This window comes from Sulfitobacter sp. 1A13421, assembly GCF_043557285.1.
GTDB classification, from domain to species: Bacteria; Pseudomonadota; Alphaproteobacteria; order Rhodobacterales; family Rhodobacteraceae; genus Sulfitobacter; species Sulfitobacter faviae.
This window is the reverse complement of sequence record NZ_JBIFFQ010000002.1, coordinates 1-25,724: the sequence shown is the minus strand read 5'-3', so window position 1 is coordinate 25,724 and position 25,724 is coordinate 1. Positions and strand designations below refer to the sequence as shown.

Annotated in this window: 26 protein-coding genes; 17 read left to right on the top strand and 9 right to left on the bottom strand. The window is 62.2% G+C overall.

Annotation, left to right across the window (positions count from 1 at the left end; translation table 11 throughout):
* The first annotated feature begins 42 nt into the window (after positions 1 to 42).
* Genes ACGYLI_RS03865 through ACGYLI_RS03855 form a run of 3 tightly spaced genes read left to right on the top strand, consistent with a single transcriptional unit; the run spans position 43 to position 2,824 of the window.
* Entirely contained in the window at positions 43 to 192 is a 150-nt protein-coding gene (locus ACGYLI_RS03865) for a hypothetical protein (RefSeq protein WP_007120408.1), read from the top strand.
* A gap of 5 nt (positions 193 to 197) precedes the next feature.
* Positions 198 to 1,844 (top strand): hypothetical protein, encoded by a 1,647-nt coding sequence (locus ACGYLI_RS03860; RefSeq protein WP_394417209.1) that lies wholly within the window; start codon positions 198 to 200, stop codon positions 1,842 to 1,844.
* Entirely contained in the window at positions 1,841 to 2,824 is a 984-nt protein-coding gene (locus ACGYLI_RS03855) for a site-specific tyrosine recombinase XerD (RefSeq protein ID WP_394417206.1), read from the top strand. Before ACGYLI_RS03860 ends, ACGYLI_RS03855 begins: the two co-directional genes overlap by 4 nt.
* Here the strand turns inward: ACGYLI_RS03855 and ACGYLI_RS03850 are convergent.
* Positions 2,761 to 3,591 carry a metallophosphoesterase family protein gene (locus tag ACGYLI_RS03850; RefSeq protein WP_394417203.1) on the bottom strand — a complete coding sequence of 277 codons (831 nt, stop codon included), beginning with the start codon at positions 3,589 to 3,591 and terminating at the stop codon, positions 2,761 to 2,763. The genes ACGYLI_RS03855 and ACGYLI_RS03850 overlap by 64 nt on opposite strands.
* Positions 3,592 to 3,679: 88 nt before the next feature.
* Between ACGYLI_RS03850 and ACGYLI_RS03845 the strand changes: the two genes are divergently transcribed.
* On the top strand, positions 3,680 to 4,987 hold the full coding sequence (locus ACGYLI_RS03845; protein WP_271687478.1) for an HlyC/CorC family transporter: 1,308 nt from the start codon (positions 3,680 to 3,682) through the stop codon (positions 4,985 to 4,987).
* A 6-nt stretch (positions 4,988 to 4,993) separates the two neighbouring features.
* Here ACGYLI_RS03845 and ACGYLI_RS03840 read toward each other — a convergent pair whose 3' ends face one another.
* Positions 4,994 to 6,304, bottom strand: a complete 1,311-nt coding sequence (locus ACGYLI_RS03840) for a DUF2254 domain-containing protein (protein WP_394417200.1) — start codon at positions 6,302 to 6,304, stop codon at positions 4,994 to 4,996.
* 142 nt (positions 6,305 to 6,446) lie between these two features.
* On the opposite strand from ACGYLI_RS03840, the gene ACGYLI_RS03835 reads away from it, so the two are divergent.
* The gene (locus tag ACGYLI_RS03835) at positions 6,447 to 7,049 is read left to right on the top strand and encodes an NTP transferase domain-containing protein (RefSeq protein ID WP_394417197.1); all 603 of its coding nucleotides are present in this window, start codon (positions 6,447 to 6,449) and stop codon (positions 7,047 to 7,049) included.
* A gap of 70 nt (positions 7,050 to 7,119) precedes the next feature.
* Here the strand turns inward: ACGYLI_RS03835 and ACGYLI_RS03830 are convergent, their stop codons facing one another.
* On the bottom strand, positions 7,120 to 10,032 hold the full coding sequence (locus tag ACGYLI_RS03830; RefSeq protein ID WP_394417194.1) for a Hint domain-containing protein: 2,913 nt from the start codon (positions 10,030 to 10,032) through the stop codon (positions 7,120 to 7,122).
* Entirely contained in the window at positions 10,029 to 10,358 is a 330-nt protein-coding gene (locus ACGYLI_RS03825; protein WP_394417191.1) for a hypothetical protein, read from the bottom strand. Before ACGYLI_RS03825 ends, ACGYLI_RS03830 begins: the two co-directional genes overlap by 4 nt.
* Before the next feature lie 1,031 nt (positions 10,359 to 11,389).
* On the opposite strand from ACGYLI_RS03825, the gene ACGYLI_RS03820 reads away from it, so the two are divergent.
* The 10 genes from ACGYLI_RS03820 (at position 11,390) to ACGYLI_RS03775 (ending at position 20,913) form a co-directional block, all read left to right on the top strand.
* Positions 11,390 to 11,662, top strand: coding sequence for a DUF1127 domain-containing protein (locus tag ACGYLI_RS03820; RefSeq protein ID WP_169306066.1), 273 nt, complete (start codon positions 11,390 to 11,392; stop codon positions 11,660 to 11,662).
* A 298-nt stretch (positions 11,663 to 11,960) separates the two neighbouring features.
* The gene (locus ACGYLI_RS03815; protein WP_067268365.1) at positions 11,961 to 12,929 is read left to right on the top strand and encodes an ABC transporter substrate-binding protein; all 969 of its coding nucleotides are present in this window, start codon (positions 11,961 to 11,963) and stop codon (positions 12,927 to 12,929) included.
* Between the two features lie 255 nt (positions 12,930 to 13,184).
* Positions 13,185 to 14,210: an ABC transporter permease gene (locus ACGYLI_RS03810; RefSeq protein ID WP_394417188.1), complete on the top strand. Its 1,026-nt coding sequence runs from the start codon at positions 13,185 to 13,187 to the stop codon at positions 14,208 to 14,210.
* Positions 14,211 to 14,218: 8 nt separating this feature from the next.
* Positions 14,219 to 15,262, top strand: a complete 1,044-nt coding sequence (locus tag ACGYLI_RS03805) for a glycine betaine/L-proline ABC transporter ATP-binding protein (RefSeq protein WP_394417185.1) — start codon at positions 14,219 to 14,221, stop codon at positions 15,260 to 15,262.
* Between the two features lie 249 nt (positions 15,263 to 15,511).
* Positions 15,512 to 16,387 (top strand): STAS domain-containing protein, encoded by an 876-nt coding sequence (locus ACGYLI_RS03800; RefSeq protein WP_394417182.1) that lies wholly within the window; start codon positions 15,512 to 15,514, stop codon positions 16,385 to 16,387.
* Between the two features lies 1 nt (position 16,388).
* Complete coding sequence (locus tag ACGYLI_RS03795) at positions 16,389 to 16,742, top strand: STAS domain-containing protein (protein ID WP_271687493.1); 354 nt, start codon at positions 16,389 to 16,391, stop codon at positions 16,740 to 16,742.
* Positions 16,714 to 17,154, top strand: a complete 441-nt coding sequence (locus ACGYLI_RS03790; RefSeq protein WP_394417179.1) for an ATP-binding protein — start codon at positions 16,714 to 16,716, stop codon at positions 17,152 to 17,154. Before ACGYLI_RS03795 ends, ACGYLI_RS03790 begins: the two co-directional genes overlap by 29 nt.
* Positions 17,151 to 18,161, top strand: coding sequence for an ATP-binding protein (locus ACGYLI_RS03785; RefSeq protein ID WP_394417176.1), 1,011 nt, complete (start codon positions 17,151 to 17,153; stop codon positions 18,159 to 18,161). Before ACGYLI_RS03790 ends, ACGYLI_RS03785 begins: the two co-directional genes overlap by 4 nt.
* Positions 18,161 to 19,297 carry a sensor histidine kinase gene (locus ACGYLI_RS03780; protein ID WP_394417173.1) on the top strand — a complete coding sequence of 379 codons (1,137 nt, stop codon included), beginning with the start codon at positions 18,161 to 18,163 and terminating at the stop codon, positions 19,295 to 19,297. Before ACGYLI_RS03785 ends, ACGYLI_RS03780 begins: the two co-directional genes overlap by 1 nt.
* 176 nt (positions 19,298 to 19,473) lie before the next feature.
* Complete coding sequence (locus ACGYLI_RS03775) at positions 19,474 to 20,913, top strand: aldehyde dehydrogenase family protein (protein ID WP_271693590.1); 1,440 nt, start codon at positions 19,474 to 19,476, stop codon at positions 20,911 to 20,913.
* 66 nt (positions 20,914 to 20,979) lie between these two features.
* Here the strand turns inward: ACGYLI_RS03775 and arsH are convergent, their stop codons facing one another.
* Genes arsH through ACGYLI_RS03760 form a run of 3 tightly spaced genes read right to left on the bottom strand, consistent with a single transcriptional unit; the run spans position 20,980 to position 23,147 of the window.
* Entirely contained in the window at positions 20,980 to 21,690 is a 711-nt protein-coding gene (gene arsH, locus ACGYLI_RS03770; protein ID WP_394417170.1) for an arsenical resistance protein ArsH, read from the bottom strand.
* A gap of 39 nt (positions 21,691 to 21,729) precedes the next feature.
* Positions 21,730 to 22,788, bottom strand: a complete 1,059-nt coding sequence (gene arsB / locus ACGYLI_RS03765; protein WP_394417167.1) for an ACR3 family arsenite efflux transporter — start codon at positions 22,786 to 22,788, stop codon at positions 21,730 to 21,732.
* A gap of 29 nt (positions 22,789 to 22,817) precedes the next feature.
* Complete coding sequence (locus ACGYLI_RS03760; protein ID WP_209218923.1) at positions 22,818 to 23,147, bottom strand: helix-turn-helix transcriptional regulator; 330 nt, start codon at positions 23,145 to 23,147, stop codon at positions 22,818 to 22,820.
* Between the two features lie 122 nt (positions 23,148 to 23,269).
* Here ACGYLI_RS03760 and ACGYLI_RS03755 point away from each other — a divergent pair, with 122 nt between their 5' ends.
* Complete coding sequence (locus tag ACGYLI_RS03755; RefSeq protein ID WP_394417163.1) at positions 23,270 to 23,884, top strand: hypothetical protein; 615 nt, start codon at positions 23,270 to 23,272, stop codon at positions 23,882 to 23,884.
* Positions 23,885 to 23,897: 13 nt separating this feature from the next.
* On the opposite strand, the gene ACGYLI_RS03750 is transcribed toward ACGYLI_RS03755, so the two are convergent.
* Positions 23,898 to 24,470: a TetR/AcrR family transcriptional regulator gene (locus tag ACGYLI_RS03750; RefSeq protein ID WP_394417160.1), complete on the bottom strand. Its 573-nt coding sequence runs from the start codon at positions 24,468 to 24,470 to the stop codon at positions 23,898 to 23,900.
* Positions 24,471 to 24,569: 99 nt separating this feature from the next.
* Here ACGYLI_RS03750 and ACGYLI_RS03745 point away from each other — a divergent pair, with 99 nt between their 5' ends.
* On the top strand, positions 24,570 to 25,136 hold the full coding sequence (locus tag ACGYLI_RS03745) for a carboxymuconolactone decarboxylase family protein (protein ID WP_394407446.1): 567 nt from the start codon (positions 24,570 to 24,572) through the stop codon (positions 25,134 to 25,136).
* Between the two features lie 60 nt (positions 25,137 to 25,196).
* Here ACGYLI_RS03745 and ACGYLI_RS03740 read toward each other — a convergent pair.
* Positions 25,197 to 25,724, bottom strand: a 528-nt coding sequence (locus tag ACGYLI_RS03740) for a YaeQ family protein (protein ID WP_394417157.1), incomplete at its 5' end; no start/stop codon positions are given.

The window sequence follows — 25,724 nt, the reverse complement described above, 5'->3', positions numbered from 1 at the left end:
TATAGTTTGGCAAAATAGCAGAATTCCGGGCAGGCATAAATCATGGGTAAACTTTTCAAGCTTTTGATATTTCTATTGATTGTCGGCTTCATCGGTCTTGTGGGCTATGCCTATGTCGGGCCTTTCTTTGGCGTGGATTTTTCGCCCGAACAGATTGAGACGCGCCAGCCTGTCACGCTGACAGCGGATTGAGCGGCGTGGCCAACGCCCTGTCCAAAGGCAAACGGGCCCTTTGCGCTGCATTGATCTGCTCGGTCAGCGCCACGGCCCTGCTGGCCGAATCCGAAGAAGACCGCAATCTGGGCCGCGGATCGCGTCAGGCGGCTCAGCAGCAAGAACAGCCCCCCGCGGCCAATGATCAGCCGCTTTCGGTGATCGACTGGCTGGGCGCGCAATCGCCGCCCGAAAACCGGCCCAAACGCCCGCCCAACCCGGGCCGGGTGCCGGAACCGCCCGTGGCCGACAGCGCCCTGCCGCCGCCCGTGCAGGTCACGCCCCTGGGCGATGGCGCGCCGCGCCGCATCGGGCTGGTGCCCGGCTCTGTCACCGGGCTGCGCGGGGACATCTGGCTGGGCAGCGACACGACCGCCCTGATCGACCGCATCCGCGATTTGCCGGACCTGCATCTGCCCGCCGCGCAGGCGCTGCTCTACACCGTGCTTCTGGCCGAGGCACAGGCCCCGCAGGGCGAGGCGCGCAATGGCGATCTTTTGGCGCTGGCGCGGGGCGAAAAGCTGATGGAGCTTGGCGCCCTCGACCCGGCGCTGTCGCTGATCGAACAGGCCGGGGTGACCACCTCGACCGCGCATTTCGACCTGTGGATGCAGCTTTCCCTGCTTACCGGGACCGAGCATCGCGTCTGTGAGCGATTGGTGAAATCGCCGCATCTGACCCGGGACTATGGCACCCGGATTTTCTGCAACGCCCGCGCTGGCAATTGGGAGAACGCGGCCCTGACCTTTGGCTCGGCCCAAGCGCTCGGCCTGCTGCCCGAGGCGCAGCTCGAACTCTTCGACCGTTTCCTGAACCCGGATTTCTACGAAGGGGCCGAACCGCTGCGCGTGCCCCGCCAGATGGACCCAATGACCTTCCGCCTGTTTGAGACCATTGGCGAGCCCTTGCCCTCTAACATCCTGCCGCGTGCTTATGCGGTGGCCGATCTGCGCGACATCGCCGGATGGAAGGCCCAGCTTGAGGCCGCCGAGCGGCTGACCCGCGCGGGCGCCCTGCCCGACAACCTGCTGCTGGGGCTTTATACTGATCGTCAGCCCGCCGCCTCTGGCGGGGTCTGGGACCGGGTCGCGGCGCTGCAACGGTTTGAGACGGCCCTGCGCACCGGCAGCGCCGAGGCGGTGGCCAAGACCCTGCCCCCCGCATGGGAAGCGATGCGCGAAGCCTCACTTGAAGTGGCCTTTGCCACGCTCTTTGCCGAACCGCTCTCGACCATTCCGCTGGCGGGCCGTGCCGCGCGTCTGGCGCGGGATGTGGCGCTGCTGTCGCCCAATTACGAGGCCGCTGCGGCGCGGGTGATCGGCAAGTCCCCCGAAGACGAATTGCTGCGCGCCGTGGCCATGGGCGACGCGCCCAAAGGCCCCGCGCCCGATGCGCCATTGGCCGCCGCGGTGCATGACGCTTTCGCCAATCCCACCCCCCGCGCCGACCTGATGGCGCTGGCGCGGGACAAGGAATTGGGCATGGCGATTTTGCGCCTATTGTCGCTCTTGCATGACGGGGCGAGTGGTGACACATCGGCGCTCCGCGACGCCCTAGCCACCCTGCGCGCCCTCGGATTGGAAGACACCGCCCGACGTGCCGCCTTGCAGATTGTATTGCTCCAGCAATGATGATGTCCCAGACCCCGACCTTCCATTGGATCTCCAGCTTTCTGGAGGCCGCCGCCGCCGAACAGGGTGCCGCCACCAACACGCAGCTGGCCTATGGCCGCGACCTGAAGGATTTCGATACCTTTCTGGCGCAGCGCAACCATGACTTCCTGACCGCCAGCCGCGGTGAGGTCGAAGATTACCTTGTCTATTGCGACGCGCAGGGGCTGGCCAAATCCACCCGCGCGCGGCGGCTCTCGGCGATCAAACAACTCTACCGTTTCGCCTTTGAGGAAGGGCTGCGCGAAGACAACCCAGCAGTGCAAATCGCCGGGCCGGGGCAGGACAAACGCTTGCCCAAGATCCTGTCCGAGGAAGAGGTCGACCGGCTGCTCGATGCCGCGCGCAACTCAGGCCGGTCGCTGGCCGACCAGCTGCGCAACACCTGCCTGATGGAACTGCTCTATGCCACCGGGATGCGGGTGAGCGAATTGGTCAGCCTGCCGGTCAGCGCCGCGCGCGGCGATCCGCGCCTGCTGCTGATTTCGGGCAAGGGGGGCCGCGAGCGGCTGGTGCCCCTGTCAGAGCCTGCGCGCGACGCGCTGGCGGCATGGCTGGTGGTGCGCGACAAGGCGGATGAAGCGGCCCAAGCCAAGGGCAAACCGCCCGCACGGCATCTCTTCCCGTCGCGCGGGGCAACGGGCCATCTGACGCGGCATCGGTTCTATCTGTTGATCAAGGAATTTGCCGTGACCGGGGGCGTGCCCCCTGAAAAGGTCACGCCGCACACCCTGCGCCATGCCTTTGCCACGCATCTGCTGGCCAATGGCGCGGACCTGCGCGCGATCCAGACCATGCTGGGCCATGCCGATGTCGCCACGACCGAGATCTATACCCATGTTCTAGAAGAGCGCCTGTCGGACCTCGTGCTGGAGCGTCACCCCCTCGCCAAGGACGGCACGCGCAAACCGAGCGGCAGCACGTCCTCCGAAGGCCAGTAACCGCTTTGCAGCGCGTCGGCATAGGCGCGCGGCAGACTGGCCTTTGTCATGTCTCTTACGGCCCCTGCCACATCATAGCTAAGCCGATGGAACGTCACCTCTCCCCCGTCCAACACGGCCACCCGCGTTTGCTGGCCGCCGTCGTGGGGCGGCATGCCGATCACCCCTGCATTGATCCAGTGCCCACGCGCCGTCTTGCGGATAAAGGGCAGACCGGAATGCCCGACAATGATGTGATCGACGGGGCCTGTGACCTCTTCCAATGCCTGCCACTCCTCCTCGAACACCGCCTCTGCACTCTCTGACCAGATGAACCGCGCCACATCGCGCACCCCGCCGTGGATCACGCCATAGCGCTGCCCTTGATGCTGGAACACCGCCACATCCGGCAGTGACCCCATCCACGCCTTCGCCTCCGCGTCCAACGCCTGCGCGGCATAGGCATACCAAGCGCCCGACAGCATGTCGCAACTGCTGCCCGGTGCAAATCCGCAGCCGCAATCCTCGGCCCCGCTGGCCAGTTGCACTTCGCAATTCCCTGCCACCACGGCACAGCCAAGCGCCCGAATTGCTGCCACACATTCGCGCGGCGCGCCGCAATAGGCGACGCTGTCGCCGGTGCAGATCATCTGCCCCCCGTCGATCCCGCGCGCCGCGGCGAAAGCCGCCAGCGCCTCGACCGCCTGAAGGTTGGAATAGGGCCCGCCAAAAAGCAGCAACGGCCCGTCCAAAACCCCAAGCTCCGCGCAGTTGATTTTCGCCTGCATCGCACCACCCTGCCCCGTTGCAACCCTTGAATGACGCAGCCCCTGCGCCCATAACATTCGCAACACATAATGGATGGATTTAGACCTCATGGAAACGGGCCCCGCCCTTTTTGACACCGCTTTCTGGATCAGCACCGGAATTATCCTGTTCCTCCTTGTCCTCTCGGGCTTCTTCTCAGGCTCCGAGACCGCCCTGACCGCCGCCTCGCGCGGCAAGCTGCGCGCGCAGGCCGACAAGGGCGCAAGCGGCGCGATCCGCGCGCTCAAGATCACCGAGGATAACGAGCGGCTGATCGGCTCGGTCCTGTTGGGCAACAACTTGGTCAACATCCTTGCCGCCTCCATGGCGACAGCGCTCTTCACCCGGCTCTTCGGTGAAAGCGGCGTGGCGCTGGCGACGCTGGTGATGACGCTTCTGGTGCTCGTCTTTGCCGAGGTGTTGCCCAAGACCTATGCCATCACCAATGCCGAAACGGCGGCGGCGCTGGTCTCGCGCCCGATTAGCATCGTGGTACTTATCTTCTCGCCCGTGGTGACGGCGGTGCGCTATTTCGTGCGCGGGGTGCTGCGGCTTTTCGGCGTGCAGATCGACCCCGACAGCAACATTCTGGCGGTGCGCGAGGAAATCGCCGGGGCGCTGCAACTGGGCCATTCCGAAGGCGTCGTCGAAAAGGAAGACCGCGACCGTATTCTGGGCGCGCTCGACCTGCGCGAACGCGCGGTCGAAGAGGTCATGCTGCACCGTTCGGGGATCGAGATGATCGACGCGGATTCAGACCCCACCGACATCATGGAGAAATGCCTGCAATCGAACCACACCCGCCTGCCGGTCTTTCGCGATGACCCGGAAAACATCATCGGCGTGATCCACGCCAAAGACCTTTTGCGCGCCATGTACAAGCTGATCGGCGGCCCCAACGGCGATGCCGCAGCGCTCAACGGGTTCAACGTGGCCGATGTGGTGATGAAGCCTTATTTCGTGCCCGAAACCTCGACCCTAGACGAACAGATGCGCCAGTTCCTGCGCCGTCGCACGCATTTTGCGCTGGTGGTGGACGAATATGGCTCGCTCCAGGGGCTGATCACGCTCGAAGACATCCTCGAAGAGATTGTGGGCGAGATCACGGATGAGTTTGACCCCGATGCGGATCACCCGCTGAAACAGTCAGACGACGGGCATCTGATGGTCGAAGGCGCGATGACGATCCGCGACCTCAACCGCGCGACCGATTGGTCCCTGCCCGATGATGAGGCCAATACCGTCGCCGGTCTGGTGATCCATGAGGCGCAGATGATCCCCACCGTGGGGCAGGTCTTCTCCTTCCACAACTTCCGCTTTGAGGTGATCGAGCGGGATGGCAACCGGATCACCCAGCTCAAGATCCGCCCCCTCTGATCCGGCTTAGGCCGGGGTTTCCACCGCTGCCTGCACGTCCTTGCAGGCGGCGGACCAGATGCGCGCCCGGTCGGGGCCGAAGGGCACCTCTTCAAAGGCGCGGCGCAGGTGATCCTCTGCCGCGTCACGGGCGGCGGTCGACAGGCCGGGATCGGGGTGCTGCATCAGCCCTGTAAGCACCTCCTGCAAGACCATCTGCACATCGACGACCGAGGCGCCATCGCGCGCCAGCGCACCAAATCCGTCTTCGATCAGCGCATCCGCCGGGATCGGCGGGATATGCAGGTTCGGCAGCGTGACCTCGCCGCCCGGTTTGGCCTCATCCGAGTAATAGGACAGCACGCGCCCGATGCGGGTGATCACGTCAATCGCCGTGCCGCCATCGTTGATCCCCGGCGACAGCGCCTTCGAGGCAACCTCTCCCAGCACCCGCAGGCCGAAACGGGGGTCTTGGTCAAAGGTGCGCAGATCGCCCAGTTGCACGGTCTCCAAAACCTTTTGCTCTAGACTGTCCCAATCATGTTCCGCGTCCTGCGGGCTGCCCCGCCGGGTGACCATTACCAGAGGCTCCCCAACAAAGACGAAATCACCGATGCGCCGGGGCATATAGATCGCGACCCCATGGTCCCGCGCCTGCTGGTCCAGCGCCTCGGGGTAGATATGTTGGATATAGCCGCTCTCAGGGGCAAAGATCGGGCGGGCCTCATCGGGCACCGGACCGGTCAGGGGATGGCCGCCCATGCAGGGCGTCTTCAGCCGTTCCTTGAACAATGACGTGGTCACCGCCTCGATCTGGCGGGTCGTGTCGATCAGGCTGCCGAAGCTTTGCAGATGCAGCACCCAGCGGATCAGGAAGATCACGATGATCGCCAGCACCAGTACCGTGGTCAGGAACAGCACGAAAGAGCGTTCATCGACATAGATGCCCAACTCGCGCATGATGATCGCCACCAGCGCATAGACATAGGCGCCGATAAAGACGGCCAGCGTGTTCTGCGTGGTGCGGTCCTGAATGATCAGACGATGCGCCCGTGGCGTGAATTGCGCCGAGGAGGCCCGGTAGACCGTCACCATGATCGTGATGGAAAAGATCGTGACCGCCAACATCGCATCCGCGATGATCTGCAACAGACGATCCGCCGCTTCGCCGGTCAACCTCGTGGCGACTTCCTTGGGCACCAAGGGCTCAAAAAGCTGGGTCAGCCCGAGGGCGACAAAGGCCAGCAGCCCCATGAAAACCACCCGCACCCAAAGTTTGCGAGAATATTCGCGGGCTTTGCGAAACAGCGTGTGCGGGATCAGGTCCTTGATATTCATGGGGAAAGGGTAGCACGAAAAAGCGCCCTGCCAACGGCGGTTTAGCGGAATTTGCACTCTGGCCCGGCGCGAAACGCCGCCCCACGGCGCGGGGACAAGAAAGCCCTTATCCTCGCCCCCCGTGCCCGGTAGGTTGGGCGGCATGACGATAGCCCCTTTGCCCGTGATCCTCCTCGCCGCCGGTGCCTCAACTCGGATGCGGGGGCGTGACAAATTAATGGAAGATATCGGCGGTGAGCCCTTGCTGCGCCGCCAGGCGCGGCTGGCGCGGGGCATTGGACCCGTCACCGTCGCCCTGCCGCCCGCGCCGCACCCGCGCTACACGGCGCTCAGCGGGTTGGACATCACGCCGCTGCCCGTTCCCGAGGCCGCAGAGGGCATGGGCGTCAGCCTGCGCCGCGCCTTTGCCGCCCTGCCGTTGGACACGCCCGCCGCCATGGTGCTGCTGGCCGATATGCCCGCGCTTGAGGCCAGCGATCTTGCCTGCCTCGCGGCTGCGGTGGACCTGACGGGCGAGACCCTGATCTGGCGCGCGACCACAGAGGACGGCAAGCCCGGGCACCCCATCGTCTTTGCCGCCGCGCTTTTCGATCAGCTGAAACAGCTGCGCGGCGATGACGGGGGCCGCGCGGTTGTGCGCGCTGCCGCAGACCGGATGCAGCTTGTGCCCCTGCCCGGCCAGCGCGCAAGGCGCGACCTGGACACGCCCGAGGATTGGGCCGCGTGGCGCGCAGAGCAGGAATGACCCGCAGATGAAAAAAAGGGGCGGTCGCCCGCCCCGTTTTCAAACTGTGTCACGCTCGGCTCTTGCCGGATTACTTCACCAGCAGGCTGGCCTCGTGTTTTTTCAGCGAACGACGCGCGGCGGTGTAGCCTTCGATCCCGTCCTTCGTCGCCAGTTCGGGGAACAGTTCAAAAATTTCCTGACGCTGCTCTTCGCCGATACCGGCAAGGGACATATCACCGGGCTGGAAGCTCTCGGTCCATGTGCCGTCGGAGAGGATCACCTCGTGACGGTCGAACATCACATGGATGTAGCTGGTGCCCGAAACCTCGACCACGTCGATGCCTTCCATCCCGGTCAGATGTTTCGCCGCAACGAGCACCTCACGCTCTTCGAAGTAGAGCGCGGTCTTCTCGTTGGCGACCAAGACGCGGTGGTTGGGGCTGACCATCATGTCACGCTCGGGCAGGTCGTTGCCAAGCGCGCCTTTGCGGATCAGCACCGGCTTGAGATGGGCGGCCATTTCGAACTCGGCCCCGGTCATCTCACGCGCGCCTACCCAGCGGATCGTCTGGATGCCGTTGTCGCGGGTGATGACCCGGTCACCGACCTGAAGCGCCTCGACCGGCACCTCACCGCGCGGCGTGGCGATCTTGGTCCCCGGTGTGAAACAGGGGATCACATTCTCGATCTCGACGAAGTTCAAACGCCCGGCATCGCTGCCATCTTGGTTGAAGTAGTCAACGAAACCGTCTTCGCGATCGTCGGAGGTATAGGTGATCTCCAGACGGCCACCCTCGGGGGCAGAGCCGCGCAGGTCGAGCGTGTCGTAATCCACGCCCGCGCTGCCACCATCGACATCATCGCCTGCGTTGACGTTGACGAAGCTGTCTTGATCGGCACCGCCGGTCATCACGTCGACGCCTGCGCCACCGTCGAGCAGATCGTCACCCCGACCGCCTTGCAGTTCGTCGTCGCCTTCGCCGCCCATCAGCGTGTCATTCTCACCGCCACCGTCGAGCAGGTCATCGCCTTCACCGCCGACCAGCAGGTCGTCGTCCCGGTTGCCGCGCAGGGTGTCGTCGCCGGTGCCGCCGTCAAGCTCGTCATTGCCCTGACCGCCCGAGAGGCTGTCATCGCCCTGACCGCCCAGCAGCGTGTCGTCGCCGGTGTTGCCCGAGATGACGTCATCGTCGATCTGGCCGTCGATATAGTCATCGCCCGAGCCGCCGCGCAGCATATCCGCATCGTCGGCGCCATAGATCACGTCATTGCCCGCGCCACCGTCGACCGTGTCCATCCCGTTGGTCGGGTTGCGGTCGGGGGTGAAGGGGTTCGACGCGTCCTCTTCGTCGGGAATGTCGAGCACGTTGAGACCCAGATCGGGGTCGTTGCCCGCATAGATCGTATCGTTGCCAGCGCCGCCGAGCAGGCTGTCGTTGCCCTCGCCGCCGACGATCCGGTCGTCGCCGTCACCGCCGTCGACGATATCGTCGTCGATGCCTGCGTTGATCACGTCATCGCCGGTGCCGCCGGTGATGGTGTCGCGGTCGTCGCCGGTGCTGATCGTGTCATTGCCCGCCCCGCCATCGACGGAGTCGCGGTCATTCTCGGGGTCGGCGTCGGGGTCAAAGCCCAGATCGTCGCTGTCGCTTTCCGGGTAGCCCAGATCGGGGGCGAGATCGTCGTTGCCGGTGGTGATCATGTCATCACCCTCACCGCCCTCGACCACGTCGGAGCCTGCGCCAGCCTCGACGATATCATCGCCGTCGCCCGCCAGAATTGTGTCGTCACCGTCGCCAGCGCGAACATAGTCGTCGTCGCCTTCCGCATCGGGCAGGATCGCGTCGTCATTGTCGATCATGTCGCCATCGGGGTCGCCGGTATAGGCGGTGTCGATCAAGTCTGCGCCCGCTGTGCCGTCGACATAGCCGTCACGGGTCGAACCGCCGTCGCCCACCGTCACGGTCACCGAGCCTTCGTCGGTCAGGCCGTCGGGGTCGGACACGGTATAGGTGATCGTCGCATCGCCGGTGAAGCCGTCATTGGCGACAAAGGTGATGGTGCCATCGTCGTTGATGGTCACGGTGCCATCATCGCTCGACGCATCTGTCACGCTCAGGGTGTCGCCGTCGACATCGGTGTCATTGTCCAGAACCGGGATCACGACCGGATCGGTGCCGGTGGTGTCGGCGGTGTCGTCATTGGCGACGGGGGCGTCGTTCACCGGGTTCACGGTGACATTCACGTTGCCGGTGTCGGTGCCGCCATTGCCGTCATCCACGGTATAGGTGATTGTGGTGTCACCATTGAAATCCGCGTCCGGCGTGAAGGTCAGCGTGCCATCGTCATTGATGACGACCGGGCCTGCCGGGCAGGTTGCCATGGTGACGGTCAGCGTGTCGCCATCGCTGTCGCTGTCATTGCCCAGCACGTCGACGGTGCCCGAGGTATCTTCGTCGATCTCAAGCACATCGTCTTCGGCCACGGGCGCGTCATTGCCGCCGCCCTGCGGTTGGCCATCGTCGAAAACCAGATTGTCGATCGCGCCCGAGCCTTCGAAACGCACTTCGAAACGCGACACGCCATCAATGTTGAACTGAACGAAACGCTCACCGCCATCGCCGGTGGGCTGCACATAATGGTTTTGGATCACATCGCCATTGTCATCGTAAAAGATGACACGGGTGCCCTCGCCGCCCGTCTCTTCGATGTCTTTGAAGGTCACGCCCTTCATGCGCACCATCTCATCGAAATCAAAGAACAGGCTGCCGCCGCCGGCGTTATCATCCGGGTCGCTCTGGTCGCCGTCTTCGGAGACGATCAACAGCCCCTCAAGCGTGTCGGAGGCCAGATCGCTGTCGCCGCCCGTGGGGTTGCTGCTGTCAAAGACCATCGCATCGCCGGAGCCGCCGCTGGCCGAAACCGTAACGCCCAGATCCGCATATTCGTCGTCAATGATGGTGCCTGCGCTGAACGCATTGAAATCAAGTGTTCTAATCATTGTGAAATCTCCTGAGCGGTGTTGCACGCGGCGCGCAACGCGGCCGTCTTGGAAGTGGATGCTGTTTCAATTTGAGGAATGGAGCGCCGAACGGCAGAGCGGTCGAAACGGGCATTTCTTGCCCCGCAGAAGGCCAGTGGCAGGGCCTGTCGCTTGTGTATCATCTCGTCTCTCCCTCCGTTCACACGCGCCCCGCTGGCAGAAATCCAGATCGAGCGGCACGCATCCTGCGCAACGAAGGGGAAGAGCCGGAACATGGCCCACAGCCGAGGCGCGATGCGCTTCGGTATGTTGTGTTTACGGTCGCAAACTTGCGGCGTATCCACATTTCCCGCATCCCTGATGCGCTTAATGCGGCCGCCCCCGTGACCTACAGACTTCTATGCCCCCCAGTTGGGCACCTATAGGAATAGCCCTCCTATACGAATGGACAAAGCAAAAAATGTTTGAAAATAGCCGGAACCAAATGAAGTTTTGCCGCAATTCAGGTGGTTTAGCGCGACTTTTGGGCGCGATTGTTTCCGGCGCGCTCCGCGTCGGTATCGCGAATCGCCATAGGATTAAGGTGAATTAACGCCTGCGCAGGACGGCTGCGCCGATCCCTCGGTCAAGACTGTTTCGCATTGCGCGACAATGCCGCCGCAAATCAGCCGCATCTGCGCCGCCTTGTTTTCGTCATTCTTTTTGATTGCTTGTTCACCGGCTGGAACCAATCGCCCGCAAACCTGCGAAACTGGTGACGAAACCACGGGCGACCCGCCTTATTCCCGCCGAATCAACTCCTCGCGGCATTGAGCGCCCGCGGCGGCAAAAGCCGCGCGCGTTACGGGCGAGTCATGGTGAGCGCTCCGCCCCTCACCTCGCGCCGAGATTGACCGCGGAGAAAATGCAATTGCCAGCCGCGAAGGCCACCCAAACAACCGCCCCATTCCGTTCGATCCGCCGCGCCAAAATGCACCAAATCCGACACTCAAAACGACATTTCAGATGCCACAAACGACACCGCGCCGGGCGGGCGGAAACCTCAGCCATAGTAGGCTCTGCGCCCTGCACATGCGGCAGGGTGTCGCACCCCTATTTCACCCTATTGCAAAGCCCGCTCGGGTGGACCAAATGCGCGGCATGTTGATGTATGCTGTTCATAAGAGGCGCCCGCGCAAACCGGGCACGCTGCTGAACCGCCGGTAACCCCGGTCGGACAGGCCGATCCGCCTGTTTAGACCATCGGGGTTCCAACTGACTTTCCGGATCACACTCGGGATGAGACCCACACAACCGACCCGGCCCGGCCTTCTGGCACTGACCGTCGTCTCTTGCGGATCCTTCCCACTTCGACCTTCTTGATATGGAGCATGCCATGCACTTCCGCCTGCTGAAAAACACCAACCAGATCGCCGGGATGCCCGGAACCGCCTTTAACGGCAGCATCGGTCAAGTCGCCAATGCCGAGGGTTTGGCCCTTGTTGCCATGCTGCGCCGTGCGCTGCGCGACACCGCACGTCGCTGGGAGCGTAACCGCACGCTGTCGACCTTGAACGCGATGGACGACCGTCTGCTTCAGGATATCGGCCTGAACCGCAAAGACATCCCCCAGCACATCCGCGACATGGAAAGTTTTTCCCGCCGCTGAATGCTCTGGCCCGTGCCCCGCGTGAGGGGCCGTGCCGACCCTTAAAAATATGGCGTTCTGCATGGGAACGCCGCATATAGCGGCATCGCGTCAGGCCCGGCGCGGTGCCCGTTCTTGCGTCTTGCGCCCGGCAATCGTGTTGCACAGGGGCGCATGATTTGTTTTCATATCTCCAGCAAACCCGCCCATCGAAAGCTGCCGCGCCTATCGCGCGACCGGCTCCTTCTTGATGGAAAGGGGCAAAGATCAGCGGTGCGCGGCTGCGCGACACTGCGGATACAATAGAGGAGATATCACGATGAAACGCTATTTGCTTGGCACGGCCTTTGCCGTTGCAACCCCGATGGCCGCCGCCGCACAGGACTGTGGCGAAGTCTCGATCGCGGAAATGAACTGGGCTTCGGCGCAGATCGTCACCGCCGTCACCGAATTCCTGCTGACACAGGGCTATTCCTGCGACGTGACCGTGGTGCCGTCGGACACCACCCCCGCCGTGACTTCCCTGTCCGAGAACAACGAGCCGGACATCGTGCCCGAACTGTGGCCGAACTCCGCCGGTGACGCTTACAAAAAGCTGAAAGCGGACGGCAAGATTGTTGAGCTGACTTCCGTGCTCGATCCCGGTGGCGTCGAAGGCTGGTGGATCCCCACCTATCTGGCCGAAGAGCACCCCGAGCTGAAGACCATCGAAGGCATCTTGGAAAACCCCGAACTGGTCGGCGGCATGTTCAACAACTGCCCCGATGGCTGGGGCTGCCGCGTGGTGAGCGACAACCTCGCGCGGGCCTATGACCTCGAAGGCAACGGCATCGAAGTCTTTAACCACGGCTCGGGTGAGACGATGGTGACCTCGATGGCGTCGGCCTACGAGAGCCAAGAGCCTTGGTTCGGCTACTACTGGGCGCCGACCACCCCGCTTGGCAAATACGACATGACCAGCGTCGATCTGGGCGAATATGACGAAGCCGCGCATAACGCCAACCAGAACGCCGACACGCCGGACCCCAAGCCTTCGGCCTTCCCGACCGCGCCGGTGCTGACCGTCATGACCAAGGATTTCCACGACGAGAACCCCGAGATCGCGGAGTTCATCGGCAATGTGACCTTCAAGACCGACGAGATGAGCAAGCTGCTGGCATGGCAGGGTGAAAACAACGCCTCCAACGAGGAAGCGGCGGTGTATTTCCTGCAAAACAACAAGGACGTCTGGGCCGAATGGCTGAGCGATGACGCCCGTGGCAACCTGTCCAAGCTGCTTGAGCAGTAAGACAGACTGACCAAAACGACGGGCGGGGAACTCAACCGGGTTTCCCGCCCGTTCGTTTCGATGACCGGCGGCAAGACTTACGTCTTTTCATACCGACTGCGCCTTGGCCCCTTTGGCCCGAAGCGCAGTTCCTTTGTAAGGACATAGGTTTGAATTGCCGCCACTGCATGGGGCAGCCGACGCCGCGCGGCCTGCGCGGCGCCCCGGCCCCCTCCCCGAAAGCAAACGGTCTGATGCAGGCCGGGAAAGCGACAGATGGCAACCTACGACAATCTCTTTGACACGCTCGGTCTGCGGGACTGGTGCGGCGACGATCAAGGCGGCGGGCTAAGCTCCATGGCCGACCTTATGGGCCAAGCGGGCGGTGATACCGACACCACGCTTTGGGACATGCCCTTCCCCTCTCTGGATGCGCTGCACGACAGCTGCGAAGCCATCCCACAATCGCGCGACCTGACCCAAGGGCTGGAGCAAGGCTTCCTTGCCATTAAGGACAGTCTCAAAGTTGTTGTCGACCCCCTCACCCAACCGCTGAGCTGGGCGCTGGAAAACGCACTGTGGCTGATGCAGTCGGTGCCGTGGTTCGTGATGATCCCGCTTTTGATGGCAATCACCTATGCGGTGGGCCGTTCGCTCAAGCTGGTGGGTCTGGTGGCGCTGGTCTTTGGTTTCCTCGCCTTCATCGACTTTTATGAACACACCATGCAGACGCTGGCGATCATCTTTGTCTGCGCCTTCATCTGCGTGCTTTTGGGCGTGCCTATCGGCATCGCCATGTCGCGCAGTGACAGGGTGCAACGCTCGATGATCCCGGTGCTGGACATGCTCCAGACCCTGCCGCCCTTCGTCTACCTGATCCCGCTGATCTTCCTCTTTTCGGTGACCGAGCCGAAGCTCTACGGCATCGCCATCATCCTCTATGCCATCGTGCCGGTGGTGCGCCTGACTGACCTCGGCATCCGTCTGGTCGACAAGGACGTGATCGAGGCCGCCGATGCCTTTGGCATGACCAACCGCCAAAAGCTTTACAAGGTGCAGATCCCGCTGGCGCTGCCCAACATCATGGCCGGTGTGAACCAGACCATCATGATGAGCCTTGCCATGGTCGTCATCGCCTCGCTGGTGTCCGCTCCCGGCCTTGGCGTGCTGGTGCTGCGCGGCATTCGCAGCCTTGAGTTGGGCGTGGGCCTCCTGTCGGGTCTGGGGATCGTGCTTCTTGCGATCATCCTCGACCGGGTCACCAAAGCCGCGCTTGCGCGGATCAACGCGGCGCAGAAGTGAGGCCAGACATGACAGACGACATCAAGATTTCCGTCCGCAACCTCTACAAGATCTTCGGCGACGATCCCAAAACCGCGCTGGAGAAGGTCCGCGGGGGGATGAGCAAAGCCGACCTTCAGGCCGAGACGGGCCATGTGCTGGGCCTTAATGACATTAACGTGGACATGCCTGCGGGCAAGACGACGGTGATCATGGGGCTCTCGGGCTCGGGCAAATCAACGCTGATCCGCCACCTCAACCGGCTGATCGACCCCACGGCGGGCGAGGTCATCGTGAACGGCGAGAACATCCTCGACTATAACGAGCGTCGCCTGCGCCAGTTGCGCAAGCATGACATGTCGATGGTGTTCCAAAAGTTCGCCCTGCTGCCCCACCGCACGGTGCTGGAAAACACCGGACTGAGTTGGGAGATCGAAGGCAAGAGCCGCAGCAAATACGCGGATGAGGCCACCAAATGGCTCAACCGCGTCGGGCTGGAAGGTCAAGGAGAGCAGTATCCCGCACAGCTTTCGGGCGGGATGCAGCAACGTGTGGGCATCGCCCGCGCGCTGACCTCGAACTCGGACGTGATGCTGATGGACGAGGCTTTCTCGGCACTCGACCCGCTGATCCGCACCGACATGCAGGACCTGCTGATCGAATTGCAGGAAGAACTGCATAAGACGGTGATCTTCATCACCCACGATCTGGACGAGGCGCTGAAACTGGCGGACCATCTGGTGATCCTCAAAGACGGGTTCATCGTCCAACAGGGCGAGCCGCAGCATATCCTGCTGAACCCCAATGATCCCTATATCGAAGCCTTCGTCAGCGACATCAACCGTGCCCGCGTGCTGCGCGTGCGTTCGGTCATGGAAAAGACCGATGTGCCGCCCAGGGATGTGGCCGGTGAGGTTGATTTCGACGACACGCTGGAAAGCATCATCGCGGTCTCCGGCGGGGATACCACCAACAACTACCGCGTCATGCGCGAAGGCAAACAGGTTGGCGTGCTGCATATGCGCGATCTGGTGCGCGCGCTGGTGCCGCGTCACCCCGGCGAGGCGGCGTAATAACCTCGCGGCAACCTGACAGCCGCAGGACGAGACCAGGAAAGGGGCAGTACCCGGCCAGAGCGCCGTTGCTGCCCTTTTTGCACGCGACCCTTACGTTTCGCCGCGAGAGCCTGCTTAAAAACAGCCACTTACGCGCCATTTCATTCTGTAAAACGGCGCTTTACCGCCGATCAAACTCCCTGCGTCCTATTGACACTCACCCCCACGATTGGCCTATGGGGGGTGAAATAAATACTGGGGTTCAAGATGCCGCAATCTGCTACGGCCAATATTCTGACTGTTCTCGACACCGATTTCAAAGGTATCATCGAGGAGTGGCTGGGAACGCAGGTCAAAGAAGGCGTAAAGCGTTCTGACCTGTTCTCCGATGCGGAGAGCCGTAACCAGAACCGCGAATTGCTCAAAGCCTTCTCCAAAGGTGTGCGCGATGGGGTCACCGGCGAGGATTTCGACTTTGACGATACCCAATGGGAAGATCTGCGTGCCGTTCTGACCGATGTCAGCCGCGAGCGGGTCAACCGGGGCGTGACCCCGACCGAGATGGCGACCTTTGTGCTGGCGTTGAAAACGCCGCTGTTCAAACGGCTTGAGACGATGCTGGACAGCGACCACGGGATGCTGATCCGCGACGTGATGCTGGTCACCCGTCTGGTCGATGCCTTTGCCATCTACACCAACGAGATCTTCATTCTTGAGCGTGAGCAGATCATAGACCGCCAGCGCCAAGAGATGCTGGAACTGTCGACCCCCGTGGTCGAGCTTTGGGACCGCGTTTTGACCCTGCCGCTGATCGGCACGCTCGATTCCGCCCGCGCCCAAGAGGTGATGGAGAACCTGCTGCAGACCATTCTTGAGCGTCAGGCCGAAGTGGTCATCATGGACATCACCGGTGTGGGCACTGTCGATACGCAAGTGGCACAACACCTTTTGCGCGCCGCTGCTGCCGTGCGTCTGATGGGGGCTGAATGTATCATCAGCGGCATCAGCCCGATGATCGCCCAGACCATGGTGCAGCTTGGCATTGATGTCGGCACCGTTTCCACCCGGTCCAGCATCCGCACCGCCCTGTCGGATGCGCTGATGACCGTCGGCTATGTGATCAAGAAGACCGAGGGCCAATAAGGTGGCCGGTGTCACGTCGATTAATCTGGTCGAACATGCGCTCCTCGTTTCGATACAGGATGACATCACGGACACGGAGATTTTGGAGCTTCAGGATCGGCTGTCGAACAAGATATCCCAGAATCGCATCGATGGGGTGATCCTCGATATCTCGGCGCTTGAGATCGTGGACACTTTTGTCGGGCGGGTGATTGCGCAGTTGGCGGGGATCTCTCGCCTGCTGGCGGCGGATACCTATGTGGTCGGCATGCGCCCCACGGTGGCGGTCACGCTGGTTGAGCTTGGCATGTATCTGCCGGAAATCCGCACCGCCTTGAGCCTGACCCATGCCCTCACCCAGCTACGACGCGTTTGATGAAAAGGACCTTGGGGCGCAGGTTCTTCTCTCTCAGTTCAAACTAAAGACCAGCGGCGACGCGGTTACAGTGCGCCAGGCCGTGGCGCGCTACATGAAAGAACATGGCGCCTCGGCGCTGAATATCACACGTTTCGCCACCGCCGTCAGTGAAATCGCGCGCAATGCGATCATTCATGCTGGCGGCGGCGAATTTTCCATCTATGTCGACCCGAAAGCCAAGCGGCTGAGCGTGGTTTGTTGGGACAAGGGACCGGGGATCGAGGACGTGGCACTGGCCCTCACGGACGGCTATACCTCGGGCGGCGGGCTTGGCCGGGGCTTGGGCGGCGCGCAGCGGTTGGCCCAGAAGTTTGAAATTCGCACCGCCGTTGGCGGGGGCACCAGCGTGTTGATGAGTGTGAACCTATGATACAATGGGTCGAAGTGCAGGACCAAAGCGCCATCGCCGTGGTGCGCCGCGCCGCGCGCCGTCTGGCGGCGGAACACGGCTGGCCCAAACACCGGACCGATGAATTGGCCATCGTCGCCACCGAAGCCACCACCAACATCCTGCGCTACGCCGAAAAGGGCCGCGCGCTGATCAATGCCCCGGCCGAGGGCAAGGGCGATAAGATCGTGATGATCTTTACCGACCGTGGTCCCGGCATCAGCGATATGGATCACATGTTTCAGGACGGCATGAGCAGCGGCGGCTCTGCTGGGCTGGGCCTCGGGGCGATCCGCCGCCTGTCGAATGATTTCGACATTTTCAGCGGGCCGGAGGTGGGCACCACCATCGTTTGCAGCTTTGTCAAAAACAGTACCCCCTGCCCGACCCATGGGGTCGAGGCCGTGGGCCTACGGGTCTGCCATCCGAACGAAGAGGAGTGTGGCGACGATTACCTGCTGCGGCAGACGCCGAAAGCCACCGACATCCTGCTGTGCGACGGGTTGGGCCATGGCCCCGAAGCCGCAGCCGCTTCGCTGCAGGTCACCGACGCCGTCAAAGCCACGCGCAGCTTCAACAGCGAGCCGGGCGCGGTGATGTATGAGGTGACCGAGCAGTTGATCGGCAAGCGCGGCGCGGTAGCGGCACTTGTGCATATCGCGCAGCCGCAGATGGTCCTGCGCTATGCCGCCTTGGGGAATATCGCCACGCTGCGGGTCCGCGACGGTGCGGTCAAACGCCTGCCGGTGCGTGACGGGCGGATCGGTGCCCGCGCCACGCGAGGCTATGAAGACACCTTTGACCTTGAACCGGGGGATCTGATGATCCTGCACAGCGACGGGTTGAAAACCCTGCGCGACAGCTATCTCCCACAGGGTCTATTATGGAAATCTCCGCTTTTGATCGCTGGCTACCTGCTCGACCGGGCATTTCGCGGGCGTGACGACGCCTCCATCGTGGTCATACGCATTGCACGGGACGCGGACTGATGAAAGCAACGAACCTCACATCGGTGAACCTTGAAAAGGGCGGCGATATCGCAGCCCTGCGCCAGATCGCCCTGACCCTCACCGAAGCCATGCGCTTTACCTCATTCGAGCGGACGCGCACCGTGACCGCCGCCGTGGAACTGGGCCGCAATGCCATAGAGCACGGCCAGAAAGGCCGTGCGCGCTTTTCACTGACGGATATCAACGGCAAGCCCGCCCTTGGCCTAACGGTAATCGATCAAGGCCGCGGGATCGAAGAGGACAAGCTCGACCCCAACCGCGCCATCGTGTCTGAGACGGGCATGGGGCTGGGCCTGCGCGGCGTGCAGCGGATCGCGGCGCGTTTTGATGTCGACACCGGGCAAGAAGGCACGCGGGTTCATGCGGAGTTCCTGCTGCCCGAGCCGCAAAGCACGGTTGAGCAGATCAAGGCCGATGCCCTCGCGGCGCTGGAAGCCTATAATGCCAAAGACCCCACCGCCGCGCTGACCGAACAGAACCGCGAACTCAGCGAAGGCATCGCCGACCGCGACCTCTTGATGCAGGAGCTTCATCACCGCACGGGCAACAACCTCGCCCTGATCGTGGCGCTGATCCGGATGAGCAAGAGCCAAGCCAAAGAGGACGAAACCCGCCAAGTGCTGCGCGAGTTGGAGACCCGGGTGGGTTCGCTCTCCAAGGCGCATGAGCTGATGCAACGCTCAACCGACAGCACCGACCTTGATCTGGAGGATATGCTGGATGAAGTCGCCAAAAACGCCGAACGCGCCTTTACCGGAGATCGTCAGAACATCGGCATCAAGCTGATTTGCCCCAGCCTGAAGATGGACAACAAACTGGCCGTCGACATCGGGCTGATCGTGGGTGAGCTGATCACCAACGCCTATAAACACGCTTTCAAAGGGCGCGACAAAGGGGTGATCACCATCGAAGTCACGCAAGAGGATGACGAAGGGCTCACGCTCAAGGTCTATGACGATGGCGTCGGCCTGCCCGATGACGCCAAACGGCCCGAGCGGTCGGATTCACTCGGCTGGCGAATGATCCGCACGCTGACCTTCCAGCATGAAGCGACGCTGAAGGTCGAAGGCCAAGACGGGCTTTGCGTCGAAATCCGCTTCCCCGCGCAGGGCTGAGCGCGCGCCCTGCCCGCCCACGGGTTTCGAGCCGCCGCGCCCGTCTTTTTGATCAAAAGCCACCTCTGAACTTTTCCGCCCCGTAAAATTGTCTTAGGCATATCGGGAGCCGGCGATTCCCGGACACTTCTAGGCGGCAAAAACATCGCCCGCCTGGCCAATAACGGAGACAGAGCATGATCGAAAAACGTGATTTCTATATCGACGGCAAATGGGTCGCCCCGCTTGAGGGCAGTGAACATAAGGTCATCAACCCGTCGACCGAAGAACCCTGCACCGTGATCTCGCTCGGCGGGCCAAAGGACGTGGACGCTGCCGTGGCCGCGGCCAAGGCCGCCCTGCCCGCGTGGATGGCCACCGCCCCCGAAGAGCGCATCGCGCTGATGGAGAAACTGGCCGAGGTCTATAAATCCCGGACCGAGGATATGGCCCAAGCGATCAGCACCGAGATGGGCGCCCCCATCGAGATGGCGCGCAGCTCCCAGTGGGGGGCGGGTTACAGCCACCTGAAGAACTTCATCAAAGCGGCGAAAGATTTCAAATTCGTAAAGCCCTTGGGGGATCACGCGCCAAACGACCGGATCATTCACGAAGCGGTTGGCGTCGTGGCGATGATCACGCCATGGAACTGGCCGATGAACCAAGTGATGCTGAAAGTCGGCGCCGCTGTCGCCGCGGGCTGCACCATGGTGCTGAAACCGTCTGAGGAAAGCCCGCTGAGCGCGGTGATCTTTGCCGAGATGATGGATGAGGCAGGCTTCCCCGCCGGTGTCTTCAACCTCGTGAACGGCGACGGCGCGACCGTGGGCACCGCCCTGACCGGCCATGAGGATGTGGATATGGTGAGCTTCACCGGCTCCACCCGCGCCGGCATCGCGATTTCCAAGAACGCGGCGGATACGCTGAAGAAGGTCCATCTGGAACTTGGCGGTAAGGGCGCGAACCTGGTCTTCGCCGATGCCGATGACAAGGCCGTCAAACGCGGCGTACTGCATATGATGAACAACACCGGCCAAAGCTGTAACGCCCCCAGCCGGATGATGGTCGAGGCCAGCGTCTATGACCAAGCGGTCGAGACGGCAGCCGAAGTGGCCAATAAGGTCGAAGTCGGCCCCGCCAGCGAAGAGGGCCGCCACATCGGCCCGGTCGTGAACGAGGCGCAATGGGGCAAGATCCAAGACCTGATCCAGAAAGGCATCGACGAAGGCGCGCGGCTGGTGGCCGGTGGCACCGGTCGGCCCGAGCATCTGAACCGGGGTTTCTATGTCAAACCCACCGTTTTCGCCGATGTGACGCCCGATATGACCATCGCCCGCGAAGAGATCTTTGGCCCCGTCTTGTCGATCATGAAGTTCGAGAGCGAGGATCAAGCCGTCGAGATGGCCAATGACACGGTCTATGGCCTGACCAACTATGTTCAATCCAGCGATGGCACCCGCCGCAACCGTCTGGCGACCAAGCTGCGTTCCGGCATGGTTGAGATGAACGGCGAAAGCCGTGGCGCAGGCGCGCCCTTCGGCGGCATGAAACGCTCGGGCAACGGGCGCGAAGGCGGCGTTTGGGGGATCGAGGACTTCTGCGAAATCAAAGCGGTTTCCGGCTGGTCCAACGACTGATCGCTTTTTTAGCGCGAGTATGATGCGGCAGGGCCTAGATTGGCCCTGCCGTTTGCGTTTTGGCGGTCAGATCGCCTTTTGATTGACCCGCTTCGACAGTTCCTCGGCGCTTTCCTTACGCTCACTATAACGGTCGAGCAGATAATCTTTGTTGTCGCGGGTCAGCAGGGTGAATTTCACCAACTCCTCCATCACATCGACCACGCGGGCATAGAAGGGCGAGGGTTTCATCCGGTCATCCTCGTCAAACTCCAAGAAAGCTTTGGGGGTCGAGGATTGGTTGGGGATGGTCAGCAGCCGCATCCAGCGGCCCAAAATGCGGAGTTGGTTCACCGCGTTGAAACTTTGCGACCCGCCGCTGACCTGCATCACGGCCAAGGTCTTGCCTTGGGTCGGGCGCACCCCGCCGAGCGACAGGGGGATCCAGTCGATCTGGGTCTTCATGATCCCCGTCATCGCGCCGTGGCGTTCGGGCGAACACCAGACCATGCCCTCGGACCATGACACCAAATCGCGCAGTTCCTGCACCTTGGGGTGCTCAGGGCCGGCATCGTCGGGCAGCGGCAGGCCCGTGGGGTTATAGGTCCGCGTTTCGGCCCCGAGGCGGGTGAGAATGCGGGCGGCCTCCTCGGTCATCAGACGGCTGAAGGAGCGCGGGCGGAGCGAGCCGTAAAGCAGCAGAATGCGCGGGCCGTGGGTGGCGCGCTCGGGCGACAGGAGGCGTGTGTCGTCGATGGGGTTGAAGTGGTCTTCTTCGATATTTGGCGTATCGGTCACGGGAATATCCTTAGGCGGAAGAGGGTTATCGGGGGTGGTTCATTTGGCGGCGGGGAACCAATGCTGCGTGCGGTTGGCAAAGCCCACGAGGGAGAGCATGACCGGCACTTCGACCAAGACACCCACGACGGTGGCCAAGGCCGCGCCCGACCCCAGTCCGAAGAGGCTGATCGCCACGGCGACGGCCAGTTCAAAGAAGTTCGACGTGCCGATCAAGGCGCAGGGGGCGGCCACGTTGAAGGGAATGCCCCACGCCCGCGCAGCACCATAGGCGATGAAGAAGATGCCGTAGGATTGCAGCAACAGCGGCACGGCGATCAGCGCGATGACGAGCGGACGGTCGAGGATCACCTCGCCCTGAAAGCCAAAGAGCAACACGACCGTCAGCAGAAGCCCCATAATGGCAAAGGGCTGCACCCGAGCCTTGAAAGCGTCGACCGCCGCCTCACCGCCCTTAGCTACCAACCGCCCGCGGGTGAGGTAGCCCGCCAGCAGCGGCAGCATGACGTAAAGGCCGACCGAGATCAGCAGCGTGTCCCAAGGCACGGTGATATCGGTCACGCCCAAAAGGAAAGCCACGATCGGCGCGAAGGCGAAGACCATGATCACATCGTTCACGCTGACCTGCACCAGCGTATAGGTCGCGTCGCCGCGGGTGAGGTTGGCCCAGACAAAGACCATGGCGGTACAGGGCGCGGCCCCCAAAAGGATCACCCCTGCCAGATAGGCCTGCGCGTCATCGGGCGGGATCGGCCCGGCGAAGACGTGGTTGAAGAACAGCACCCCAAGCGCAGCCATGGTGAAGGGTTTGATCAGCCAGTTGACCACCAGCGTCACCACCAGCCCTTTGGGCTCGTCCCCTACCTGCCGCAACGCGCCGAAATCGACGCCGACCATCATCGGAAAGACCATGGCCCAGATCAGCACCGCCACCGGCAGGTTGACCGAAGCGACTTCGAGCGCCGCCAGCGCGCCAAAGATGCCAGGAAAGAGATTGCCGAGCAAAAGCCCCGCCCCGATGGCCAGCGCCACCCAGAGCGAGAGCCAGCGTTCAAAAGCCCCAAGGCCAGTGGTTGCGGGATCGGCGGTATCGGTCATGGCGGTCTTTCGTGTTGGGGGTTCGGGGGTTAGCAGCAGGTCAACTCATCCAGCAGCGGTTGGCACAGTTCAGGCTGGCCGCCGCAGCAGTCTTCCAAGAGAAAGCCCAGCAGCGCGCGCAGCCCGTTCATATCGGCGAAATATCGGATGCTGCGCCCTTCGCGCTTGCTGCGGATCAGCCCTGCGCGGGCCAGCACCGAGAGGTTGGCCGACATCGTATTTTGCCGCACATCAAGCGCGGTGCCGATCTCGCCCGCTGACATGCCTTTACCGCCCGCTTTGATCAGCAGGCGAAAGACATCCAGCCGGGTCGGCTGACCTAAGGCGGCGAAGGCTTGGAGGGCGTTTTCATTATCCATATATCGCGAATTATTGATATAATATCGCCCGGTCAACCCCGCCCTGCCAATCTCTGTGCAACGAAGCGCCGCCCCGTGCGTTAATCTCGCGACCCCCGCAGGCTTGGTAAGGAAGAGATAGGATGCTCGATTGGATCGCAGAGAATTCCGGCACGTTGCAAGTGGCGGTGAGCCTTTTCACCGCAGTGGTCTGGCTGGCCTATCTGCATATCCTATGGCTCAACTTCCGGCGGCAGCGACAGCCGGTGATTTTGATCAACCGATCGATCGCGCGGGATGAGAATGCCCATTGTTTCGTGACCAATATGGGGGCCGAACCGATTTACCTGCTGGAGGTCATGGCACGGGTGGTGACGGAGGAGAAAACCTATCACGTCAAGGTCACCGAACGCGAAGAGGTGGCGTTGAACGATGTGGAGAACCCCCTGACCCGCACCAATCAGGGGCCGATCAAAAGCGGTGATTTCATCGACATCGGCAGCTTTCTGGACCTATTGCGTCGCGCCGAGACGCGCATCGGGACCGAGGGGCTGTTCGATAAAGTCCGGCAGATGGACCTCACCGTTGCTGCAGCGGATGGCCATACCACCAAGCTGATCGCCGCCCGGCATGAGTTCCGAGCGGAATGGAAAGACGGCAAACCCTATTTCGTGCCGGAACGGATCATGGCGCGTCAGATCCGCAATATCTTTCAACGGCGCAAGATCACCACGATGTTGGAAGAACAGATCGAATAGCGCCCGCTGGGGGCTACAACCGTTCCAGCCCTTCCGCGATCTCGCGGGCAATGGCATGGGCGTCGATCCCCTCCCGCTCGGCCGAGACGCGCAGGCCCAAAAGATCGCTCTGATAACGCCGGGCCAGCGCCTTTGGATCATGCCCCGCGCCGATTTCCCCGTCTCGCTGCATCTGCGCGAAAAGCGCCGCGAATTGCTCTTCCATCCCCATAAGATGCGCGCTGGCCCGTTTCGCCAACGGGTGGCCATGAGCCTGTAGCTCCAACAAGGTTTTGGAGAGCATGCAGGCTTTGGCCGGAGCTTCCTCGCGGCAGATCGCCAATTCGGGATAGCGTTTCAGCGCCGCCATCGGACCATGTTCCGCGACCAATTCGGCCAAGCGCCCGGCCCCATCCTCGGCATATTTGTCCAAAGCGATTTCAAACAGCGCCTCTTTTGACCCGAAGGCCGCGTAGAAACTGCCGGGCTTCATCTTCAGCACCGCTTCGAGGTCTTTCAGCGACGTGCCCGCCCAGCCCTGACGCCAGAACAGATCCCGGGCGCGGTCGATCAGCTCGGCTCGGTCGTGGTTCGGTTTGCGTGGCATGTGATCACCATATGTTGAACGATCACTCAAATATATACTTGAGTGATCGCTCAAGAAAGCCTAAATGACGGATATCGACGATTTACAAAGGTAGAAACCATGACATTCCCGTCCCACGACCAAAACACCGCGCCCGAAGCCTCCAAGCCGCTGCTGGAAGAATCGCAAAAGGCCTTTGGCCGCCTGCCGGGTCTGCACAAGGTGCTGGCCGAAAGCCCGCAGGCCTATGAAGGCTATCAGGTGCTGCACAAGCTCTTCACCGAGACCGAGTTCGACGCCGAAGAGCTGACCGTGGTTTGGCAGTCGATCAACGTCGAGAACGAGTGCCACTACTGCGTGCCCGCCCACACCGGCATCGCCAAGATGATGAAGGTCTCGGACGAGATCAGCGACGCGCTGCGCAATGAAACGGCCCTGCCGACGCCGAAACTCGAAGCGCTGCGGACCTTTACCGTGCAGATGGTGCGCAACCGCGGCTTCGTCTCCGACGCGCAGATGCAGGCGTTTTTCGACGCAGGCTATGGCCACCGCGCGGTGCTGGACGTGATCCTCGGCATGGCGCAGAAAACCATCTCCAACTACGTCAACCACGTTGCCGAGACCCCGGTGGATGAGGTTTTCCAGCCGCTGGCGTGGAAGCGCGGCGACAAGAAGCTGGACGTTTAAAGTAAAAGGCGCGCCCAGAGTGGCGCGCCTTTTTTCTACAGCAGTTAAGCGCGCCGTCCTCTACCGGCCAGTCTTCCAACGGTCGAGCGTGAGGGTCACCATCGCCTCATCAAGGTTCACCGTCACCTCGCCGTCTTGGATCATCACCTGAAGCTTCATCGCCCGGCTGGCCAGTTCCGCCAGCGCCTTGGTGTCACCCTCGGCCAGGTTCACCACGTCCAGATTGTCAAAACGGGTTGTGCTGTTCTTGACCTTATCCCACCAGACCTCCGCCGTTTTGCCGCCGTAGGGGTAGACCACGACCTTGGCCGCCTTGTTGCAGGACTGGCGCAGGACCTTCTCACTCGGCAAGCCGAGCGTGATCCAAACGTCCAACTCGCCGCTCAGACTCTTCTGCCAGATGTCCGGCTCATCATCCGTAGAGAGGCCCTTGGTCATCTCCAGATGCTCATGGGCGTTAAGGGCAAAGGCCACCAGCCGCACCATCAGCCGCTCATCGGTTTCCGAAGGATGTGAACAAGCATGCAATTTTGACCCCGTAGAGGGGTGATCGGCGTCCAAAAATGACCCCCTTACACTGATGTGGAT